Origin of the sequence: Streptococcus sp. 1055 (assembly GCF_013276815.1) — a bacterium.
Taxonomy (GTDB): domain Bacteria; phylum Bacillota; class Bacilli; order Lactobacillales; family Streptococcaceae; genus Streptococcus; species Streptococcus pseudopneumoniae.
Genome location: NZ_VMLT01000157.1, coordinates 1 through 2,228 on the forward strand (window position 1 = coordinate 1; position 2,228 = coordinate 2,228).

General features: G+C 35.2%; 2 protein-coding genes. Both read left to right on the forward strand.

The window, feature by feature from the left end; all coding sequences use genetic code 11:
- The first annotated feature begins 194 nt into the window (after positions 1–194).
- A complete protein-coding gene (locus HT699_RS11205; RefSeq protein ID WP_138706111.1) occupies positions 195–1,688 on the forward strand; it encodes a class I SAM-dependent DNA methyltransferase in 1,494 nt (497 codons plus the stop codon).
- 12 nt (positions 1,689–1,700) lie between these two features.
- Positions 1,701–2,228: restriction endonuclease subunit S (locus HT699_RS11210; protein WP_172929874.1), on the forward strand; the 528-nt coding region annotated here is incomplete at its 3' end.

A 2,228-nucleotide genomic window follows, 5' to 3' on the forward strand; every position in this document is an offset into this window, starting at 1 on the left:
TTTGAGGTTGTGGATAGAACTGACAGAGTCAGTATCATATACCTACGGCAAGGTGAAGCTGACGTGGTTTGAAGAGATTTTCGAAGAGTATAAAATATTCAGGTGACGCATAGATATAGTTAATTGAAGCTTTGTTTGAAATCTGATAAAATAATGATATTACTAAGTTTTAAAAACTAAAGAAAAGGGAAGATATGATTACAGGCGAATTAAAAAATAAAATCGATCAGTTGTGGGAAATTCTTTGGACAGAAGGAAATGCAAATCCTTTAACAAATATTGAACAGTTGACTTATCTCTTATTTATGAAAGATTTGGATAGTGTCGAGCTTGGACGTGAAAGTGATGCTGAATTTTTAGGGATTCCTTATGAGGGAGTTTTTCCAAAAGATAAACCTGAATACCGTTGGTCAACTTTTAAAAATATAGGAGATGCTCAGGAAGTTTATCGTTTAATGACTCAGGAGATTTTTCCGTTTATTAAAAATCTCAAGGGAGATACAGATGATACAGCCTTTTCACGATATATGCGAGAAGCTATTTTTCAAATAAATAAACCTGCTACGCTTCAAAAGGCAATTTCTATCTTAGATGTTTTTCCAACTAGGGGATTAGATGTAGATTTTGATAATGACAAACAAAGTATTACTGATATCGGAGATATCTATGAATATCTGTTATCAAAATTGTCGACCGCAGGTAAAAATGGACAGTTCCGTACACCTCGTCACATCATCGATATGATGGTTGAGTTGATGCAACCGACCATCAAAGATATTATCTCAGATCCCGCTATGGGTTCTGCTGGCTTCTTAGTATCTGCTAGCCGTTACTTAAAGCGTAAGAAAGATGAATGGGAAACCAATACAGATAATATCAATCATTTTCATAATCAGATGTTTCATGGAAATGATACGGATACGACTATGTTGAGACTTGGGGCGATGAACATGATGCTACATGGAGTAGAAAATCCACAAATCAGTTACCTTGACTCGCTGTCTCAAGATAATGAAGAAGCCGATAAATATACTTTGGTTTTAGCAAATCCTCCTTTTAAGGGCTCACTTGACTACAATTTAACCTCTAATGACCTTCTTGCAACCGTAAAAACCAAAAAAACAGAATTACTCTTTCTTTCTCTTTTCTTGCGAACTTTAAAACCAGGTGGACGAGCAGCAGTTATCGTACCTGATGGTGTCCTTTTTGGTTCGTCGAAAGCTCATAAAGGAATTCGTCAGGAAATTGTAGAGAACCATAAGCTTGATGCTGTAATCTCAATGCCTAGTGGTGTTTTCAAGCCTTATGCTGGAGTTTCAACTGCCATTCTCATCTTTACAAAAACTGGCAATGGTGGTACTGACAAGGTCTGGTTTTACGATATGAAAGCGGATGGCTTAAGTTTGGATGATAAGCGACAACCGATTAGCGACAATGATATTCCAGATATTATCGAACGCTTTCATCATCTTGAAAAAGAAGCAGAACGTCAGAGAACGGATCAATCTTTCTTTGTTCCAGTTGCTGAGATAAAGGAAAATGATTATGATTTGTCTATCAATAAATATAAAGAGATTGAGTATGAAAAAGTTGAGTATGAACCAACAGAAGTCATCTTAAAGAAAATCAATGATTTAGAAAAAGAAATTCAAGCTGGCTTGGCTGAATTAGAAAAATTACTCAAGTAGGGAGGTGGCTGTATGAAAAAAGTGAAGTTGGGGGAAGTCTTATCTCTAAAAAAAGGCAAGAAAGCCACTGTACTTGCTGAACAAACAACTCTAAGCCAACGTTATATTCAAATAGATGATTTAAGAAATAATAATAATTTAAAATTCACTGAAAGTCTAAATATGACTGAAGCACTCCCAGATGATATTCTGATAGCATGGGATGGTGCTAATGCAGGAACAGTTGGTTATGGGTTATCGGGAGCTGTTGGTAGTACAATTACGGTCTTAAAAAAGAATGAGCGATACAAAGAAAAAATTATATCAGATTACTTGGGAGTCTTTTTGGAAAGTAAATCGCAGTATTTACGAGATCATTCAACAGGTGCAACAATTCCTCATTTAAACAAGAATATATTACTTGATTTACAATTAGAATTGCTAGGTATCGAAGAACAAGAGAACATTATCTGTATTCTTAATACGATTAAAAGGCTTATTACTAAAAGAAAATTGCAGTTAGATGAACTAAACTTGCTCGTCAAATCCCGATTTAACGAG